The sequence below is a fragment of the Barrientosiimonas humi genome (assembly GCF_006716095.1).
Classification (GTDB): domain Bacteria; phylum Actinomycetota; class Actinomycetes; order Actinomycetales; family Dermatophilaceae; genus Barrientosiimonas; species Barrientosiimonas humi.
In genome coordinates this window covers 3379919-3386891 of record NZ_VFOK01000001.1, presented here as the reverse complement: position 1 = coordinate 3386891, position 6973 = coordinate 3379919, and the positions used below count along the sequence as shown (strand labels likewise).

Below are 6973 nucleotides of genomic sequence, written 5' to 3'. Positions count from 1 at the left end.
ATCGGCGCGAGCCGGGTGATGCGGATGCCGTGGGAGCCACCGGTGACCTGAGCAGCGTGTGGGTCGACGACGTCGGCGACGTGCGGTGGAAGATCCGGTACGCCTTCCAGGACCGGTCCGGCCGCTCGCGCGAGGGGGTGGCCCGGTGGCACTCGGACCTGCCGCCCGCGGTCGGCGACGCCATCACGGTGCTGGTCAGCCCGCGCCTGTCGCGCTCGATGTTCGTCGACTTCAACCCGGTCGTGCGCGCGGTCGGCGGGCTCGTCGCGGTGGCCGTCGGGCTGCTGCTGCTGGTCGACGCGGTCAACGGTCTGCGCGGCTGAGCACGGCGAACTCGCACGCGAAATGCGTTCTCCCCGTTGAGGATCCGCCGGATCTGTCGTTCACCTGGTCGTGTCCGGACCGCGACCGGATTCACAGGACTTCACAGCATCTGTGACCTTGCCCACAGTTGCGGGCTACGGTTTCGTAGGGGTGCCCACTTCACCCATTCGGACAGGGAGCCGCACGTGACCCCTCGCAACCCCCTCACCACCGCCGCCCGCGTGAGCGTGGCCGGCGCCTTCGCCCTCGGACTCATGGCCGTCGCCCCCGGCCAGGCGCAGGCCGCAACGATCTCCAAGGACCTCACCTTCGGCTGCGAGGTCTACCTCGGCACCGACGACACCGGCCCGTTCAAGCTCTGGTACCTGCCCGGCGACCCCGAGGCGACCGACGCCAACCAGGACCCGTTCCCGGTCTCCATCTCCGCGACGGCGCCCGACGAGCCCGTGGCGGGCGAGTCGTACGACACCGACATCACCGCGGCGATGACGATCCCCGCCGGCCTGATGGACGCGACCCGCGGCATCCTGCAGGGCCAGACGCTCGGCGGCACGGGCAGCACCACGATCACCACGACGCTGAACGACGACAGCGCCTCCGAGCAGACGATCAGCGGCGACATCACGATCCCCGAGTCCGACGTGCCTCAGGAGGCCGGGTCGACGATGACCGCCACCGGGACCGGCTCGGCCACCGGGCTGACCGCCGCCGAGGCCGGCGACCTGGTGATCCGGGTGTCGGACTTCACGGCCAACACGGTCGTCACCAAGGCCGACGGCACCAAGGTCGACGTGTTCATGAGCTGCACGCCGCAGGGTGACGACGTGGTCGGCAACCTGACGGTCGCGCCGGCCGTGAGCGAGCCGAGCCCGGAGCCGACGAGCGAGCCGACGTCCGAGCCCACCGCGGAGCCGACCAGCGAGCCGACCAGCGAGCCGACCTCTGAGCCCACGAGCGAGCCGACCTCCGAGCCGACCTCTGAGCCCACGAGCGAGCCGACCTCGGAGCCCACCAGCGAGCCCACGTCGGAACCGACCGGGACCGCGCCGGGCACGACCGCGCCGTCCGGCCCGGGAGCCGGTGACGCCGGCAGCGGCGAGCCGTCGGTGAGCGGCCCGCCCGTGCAGACCGGAGTCGTCGGCAGCGGCAGCAACACCGCCACGCTGATGACGCTCGGTGCACTCGGCGCGGCCGCCGGCGCGAGCGGGTTCGCCGCGCGCCGCCGCCTCACCCGGCAGTAGCCCACGAACGGGGCAGGCACCCGCAGCGGTGCCTGCCCCGCACTCGTTCCACCCCGCCTTCGCCCGACTTCGCACCAGAGGTGATCTCGTCATGCCCACCATCGCCCGCTCCGCCGCGCTCACCACCTTGCCCGTCGCGTTCCTGCTGGCTGCCGCCCCGTCCGCGTCGGCGGTCGAGCTGACCACGACCCAGCAGGCCACGACCTCGACCCGGCTCGCCAAGCTCGGCAGCACGGTGAGCTTCCCGGCCACCACGATGACCAGCACCATCGACACCGACGACGGGTCGATGACCAGCACGATGCCCGCTCAGACCACGACCACCCGACTGGCGCTGGCGGGTCTGCCGCTCGCGGACGTACGACTGCGGATCGTCCCCGACGGACCGGCCGTCGGGTCGATGAGCCCGACCGAGGGCTGGATCAGGACCACCCAGCGGCTGAACGTCGAGATCGAGTCGATCAGGCCGGTCATCGCGCCCGGCATCAACCTGGTCAAGCCCACGTGCAAGACGACGTCGGCGGGGACGGTGGCGCTGAGCGGCGACTTCACCGGCATCACCGAGCCGGCGACGCTGACCGGCGACCTGACGATCCCGAGCTTCTCCGGGTGCGGCTTCGGCCGCGACCTGCTGGTCACCGCCGCGGTCTCCGGCCCGGGCAACACGGTGACCGTCGACCTGTCACCCGCCGGGACCTGACCAGGCCGGCCTGCGCCGGTCCGCACCGCGCCCGGCCCGACCGCGCGCCCCCAACGCCCCGCCGTCGGCGGGTTGCACCACCGCACGTGTCCGCCCCCTCTCGAAAGGACAGCACCATGTCTGCACACCGCACCACCCGCGCCCTCGGCGTCGCCGCCACCGGCCTGCTCCTCGCCGGGGCGGGGGTCGCCGCGGGCTCCCCCTCGGCGTCGGCCGCGACCACGCTGGTCTACAGCTGCACCAGCCCGGTCGGGCCGGCCGACGTGTCGACCACCATCGACACCAACGCGCCGGCCACCCTGCCCATGGGGGAGTCGTTCTCCGGAGGCACCGGCACCGTCGCCGCGACCCTGCCGAGCTCCCTGTCGACGGGCCTGATGTTCCTCGGCTACGACAGCATCTCCGGCGTCGCCGGCACGAGCGTGCAGGTCGTCGACCCGACCGGCGCCACCCGCGCCACGATGGACTCCTCGCTCGACGCCCCGAAGGTGAAGCTGAACGGCTCGGGCACCACGCTCAACGCCACGGGCGCCGCCGGCACCACCCCGGTCGCCGACGTCGCCGGCGACTGGACGCTGCTCGCCCCGACCACGGTGACCATGGACATCACGCCGTACGACGCCGCGGGCGAACCCCAGCCGGTCATCCAGTCCAGCTGCACCTACAAGTCGGGCAACCGGGTAATCGACACGATCAGCGTCTCCTGATTCCCGCTGCAGCACCGGCGGCCCCGTCCTGGACCTCCGTCAGGGACGGGGCCGCTCCTCGTCGAGGGCGGCAAGGGAGCATCCTTTGGCCGCCTCTCCTCCTCCGGCCGGGCTCGCAGGCTCACCCGCCCGGCATCGTCGAGGGCGGCACAGTAACCACGACGGCGGCACAGAAAAGATCTGTGCCGCCGTCGTGGTTTGTGGGCCGCCGTCGTCGGCTCCGCCGGGTGCCGTACGCCCTCGCCGGGCGAGGCGTACGTCCGGAGCCGTCCGTGCCGGGTTCGTCCTGCGAGCTACACGAAGGCCCAGATCACCATCGCGACGCCGAAGCCGACGAGCGAGAGCACCGTCTCGAGGACGGTCCAGGTCAGCAGGGTCTGCTTGACCGACATGTTGAAGTAGCGCGAGACGATCCAGAAGCCGCCGTCGTTGACGTGGCTGAGGATGATCGAGCCGGCCGCGATGGCGATCGCGATCAGGGCGACCTGCGCCGAGCTGAACCCGCCGGCGGTGACGGTCGGGGCGACGATGCCCGCGGTGGTCACGATCGCCACCGTCGCCGAGCCCTGGGCGATGCGCAGGGCCGAGCTGATGATGTAGGCCGACACGATCACCGGCAGGCCGAGGTCGGACATCGAGTCGGCGATGGCCTGCCCGACCCCGGTCGCCTTGAGCACCGCGCCGAAGAACGCTCCGGCGCCGACGACCAGCAGGATCATGCCGATCGGCTTCAGCGCGTTCGAGGTCATCTCGGCAACCTCCTTGGCGGAGGTGCCCCGCCGCAGCGCGAGGAGGTACAGCGCGATGAGCACGGCGATGGTCAGCGCGACCGCAGGGGTGCCGAGGAAGATCAGCACGCCGTGCAGCGTGGTGCCCGGGGTGAGCAGCACGTCGCCGAACGTCGCGCCGAGGATCAACAGCATGGGCACCGCGATGATGAACGCGATCGTGCCGATGCCGGGCGGCTGGGCCGAGGCGTTGCGCTCCTCGGGCACGAGGTCCTCGGGCACCTCGACCTGCACCCGCTTGCCGATCCACGAACCCCACAGGATGCCGGCGACGAACCACGCGGGGATGCCGCACGCGAGGCCCATCACGATGATCCAGCCGAGCGAGACCTCCAGCACGCCCGCGGCCGCGACCGGGCCCGGGTGCGGCGGCAGGAACGCGTGCGTCATGGACAGTCCGGCGAGCATCGGCATCGCGTAGAGCACGAGCGACTTCCCGCCACGGCGCGCGGTGACGTACACCAGCGGCGCGAGGATGAACACGCCGATGTCGAAGAACACGGGGATGCCGAGGATCAGGCCGGAGACGCCCATCGCGAGCGGGGCACCACGCTCGCCGAACAGCCGGATGAGCCGCTCGGTAAGCACGTCGGCGCCGCCGGAGCGTTCGAGCAGCGCGCCGAGGATCGTGCCGAGGCCGATGATCGGCGCGATGTGGCCGAGGATCCCGCCGAACCCGGTCTCCAGGATCGACTCGCCGGCCGCTCGTGGGGTCCCGACCAGCTCCTCGACCGGTACGCCCGCGACGAGCGCGAGCGCGAGAGAGACCACGATGAGCGCGATGAACGGCTCGATCTTGGCCTTGATGATCATCGCGAGCAGCCCCGCGATGGACAGCGCCGCGAGCAGCAGCAGGCCACCGGTGCTGGTCTGCAACCAGTCGATGAAGGACGTCATGACTCTCCTGGGTGGGGCGGGGCTCGCGGGTGGAGCCCGGCTGAGGGGCTCAGAGGTGGGAGCGGAAGCTGCGCGCGCGAGCCGTGATGTCGGCCCAGTCGCCGCCGGCGACGGCGTCGGGCGGGACCACGCCGGTGCCCGCGGCGACGGCGACCGCGCCGGCGGACAGGAAGTCGGCGGCGTTCTGCTCGGTGATCCCGCCGGAGGGCAGCAGCGGGACCTGCGGGAACGGCCCGGCCAGGTCGCGCAGGAACCGGGCGCCCAGCGTCGCGGCCGGGAAGACCTTGACCGCGGTGGCCCCGAGCGTCTCGGCCCGCGCGACCTCGGTCGGGGTCATCGCGCCCGGGAAGTAGGCCACGCCGAGGTCGCGGGCGGCCTCGGCGACCTGCTCGTTCACGTCAGGCGCGACGAGGAACGTGGCGCCCGCCGAGACGGCGTCGCGCGCCTCCCCCGCCGAACGCACGGTGCCGGCGCCGAGCAGCACGTCACCGCCGGCGGCGCTCGCCGCTCGCTCGAGGTGACGCAGCACGTCGGGGATCGTGAACGTCAGCTCCATGCACCGGATCCCCCCGGCGGCCAGCGCGTCGCGCAGGGCGCCGGCGTCGGCGATGCCGGGGGCGCGGACGATGGCCAGCACCCGGTCGGCGGTGAGGTCTGCGAGCACCTGCTGCGGTGAGGGCGCGGTCATCAACGGACTCCTTCGTCGGTGCGGCGCAGGGCCCGTCCGGAGCGCGCGCCGGTGAGATGGCCGTCGTCGAGCGCGAGCTGCCCGCGCACGAGGACGTGGTGGAAGCCGGCGGCAGGCTGCCGCGGGGCGTCGAACGTCGCGCGGTCGGCGACGGTGTCGGGGTCGAACAGCACCAGGTCGGCCCCGTAGCCCTCGCGGACCAAGCCGCGGTCGACGAGCCGCAGCCGGCGGGCGGCGCGCCCGGTGAGGTGTCCCACGCACTCCTCGAGGGAGAAGATGCCGAGCTCGCGGCAGTATCGGCCGAGGTATCGGGCGAACGTCCCGAAGCCGCGCGGGTGCGGCTTGGCGCCGATGAGCAGACCGTCGCTGCCGCCGGTGTGCCACGGGTGGGTCATAATCGCCCGCACGTTGCCCTCGTGCCCGACGTGCTGCAGGATGCCCGTCGCGAGCCGGTCGTCGACGAGCTGCTGGATGCACACGTCGAACGGCTCGCGCCCGGTCTCGGTGGCGACCTGCGCGATCGTCCGGCCGACGCGGTCGGCGAGCGCGGGGTTGCCCACACTGCTGATCTCGATGGTGTCCCACTCGGCGACGACCCCGTGGCAGCCGTCGGACCCGGTGACCTCCAGGTGCTCGTGGATGCGTGCCAGCGCGTCGGGGTCGCGCAGCCGCGCGATGATCTCGTCGGTGTCGCCCGCACCGGCCCAGCTGGGCAGGATCGCCGAGAGCGTGGTCGCGCCGGGCAGGTAGGGATAGGTGTCGAGGCTGATGTCAGCCCCGCCGGCGGCGCCCTCGGCGAGCAGCGCGAGCAGCTCCTGACCCTTGCCGGCGTTGGGCCGGAAGTTCATCGCGGCGTGCGACAGGTGCAGCGCGCAGCCGGCCGCCGACGTCACCTCGACCATCTCGCGGTAGGCGTCCAGGGCGCCCGCACCGTAGCTGCGGTGGTGCGGCGAGAAGAAGCCGCCGCGGCGCGCCACGACCTGGCACAGGCGTACGAGCTCGCCGCGTTCGGCGTACATGGCCGGCGTGTACGTCAGGCCGGTCGACAGGCCCACCGCCCCCTCCTCGAGCGCGCGGTCGAGGATCCGGGCCATCTGGTCGATCTCGTCGTCGGTCGCGACGCCGGTGTTCCAGCCGCGGGCCAGCGCGCGGATCGTGCCGTGCGGAGCGAGGTAGGCGAGGTTGGTCGCGACGCCGCGGTCGATGACGTCGAGATAGTCGGCAACCGAGCGCCACGGGAAGTCGAAGTCGTCGGGGTCGGTGTTCCAGCCGGCGATCTTGCGCCGGAGCACCGACAGTGTCTCGTCGGTGACCGGGGCGTAGGACAGGCCGTCCTGGCCGATCACCTCGGTCGTCACGCCCTGGGTCAGCCGCGAGGGGTGCTCGGGGTTGAGGAAGACCTGCAGGTCGGAGTGGGCGTGCATGTCGATGAAGCCGGGCGCGAGCACCAGACCGGCAGCATCGATCACCCGGTCGGCGTCGCGCGCTCCGAGGTCACCCCCGACGGCTGCGACGCGGTCGCCGTCGACAAGCACGTCGGCGGTGAAGCTGGGGGTCTCGGTGCCGTCGACGACGGTGGCGCCGGTGATCAGCAGGCGCGGGGCGCGCAGGTCGTTGCTCATCGTGCT

Annotated in this window: 7 protein-coding genes; 4 read left to right on the top strand and 3 right to left on the bottom strand. The window is 72.5% G+C overall.

Annotated features, from left to right (window positions below):
* The 4 genes from FB554_RS15745 to FB554_RS15730 form a co-directional block, all read left to right on the top strand.
* Positions 1-323, top strand: a 323-nt coding sequence (locus FB554_RS15745) for a hypothetical protein (RefSeq protein WP_211344629.1), incomplete at its 5' end; no start/stop codon positions are given.
* A 186-nt stretch (positions 324-509) separates the two neighbouring features.
* A complete protein-coding gene (locus tag FB554_RS15740; RefSeq protein ID WP_211344628.1) occupies positions 510-1565 on the top strand; it encodes a DUF6801 domain-containing protein in 1056 nt (351 codons plus the stop codon).
* 91 nt (positions 1566-1656) lie between these two features.
* A complete protein-coding gene (locus FB554_RS15735) occupies positions 1657-2265 on the top strand; it encodes a hypothetical protein (protein WP_142007322.1) in 609 nt (202 codons plus the stop codon).
* Positions 2266-2381: 116 nt separating this feature from the next.
* Positions 2382-2972: a DUF6801 domain-containing protein gene (locus tag FB554_RS15730; protein WP_142007321.1), complete on the top strand. Its 591-nt coding sequence runs from the start codon at positions 2382-2384 to the stop codon at positions 2970-2972.
* 293 nt (positions 2973-3265) lie between these two features.
* Here the strand turns inward: FB554_RS15730 and FB554_RS15725 are convergent, their stop codons facing one another.
* The 3 genes from FB554_RS15725 to FB554_RS15715 are packed head-to-tail and all read right to left on the bottom strand — an operon-like array spanning position 3266 to position 6967.
* Positions 3266-4657: a GntP family permease gene (locus FB554_RS15725; protein WP_142007320.1), complete on the bottom strand. Its 1392-nt coding sequence runs from the start codon at positions 4655-4657 to the stop codon at positions 3266-3268.
* A gap of 49 nt (positions 4658-4706) precedes the next feature.
* Positions 4707-5345: a bifunctional 4-hydroxy-2-oxoglutarate aldolase/2-dehydro-3-deoxy-phosphogluconate aldolase gene (locus tag FB554_RS15720; protein ID WP_142007319.1), complete on the bottom strand. Its 639-nt coding sequence runs from the start codon at positions 5343-5345 to the stop codon at positions 4707-4709.
* A complete protein-coding gene (locus FB554_RS15715) occupies positions 5345-6967 on the bottom strand; it encodes an N-acyl-D-amino-acid deacylase family protein (protein WP_142007318.1) in 1623 nt (540 codons plus the stop codon). Before FB554_RS15715 ends, FB554_RS15720 begins: the two co-directional genes overlap by 1 nt.
* Between the last annotated feature and the right edge of the window lie 6 nt (positions 6968-6973).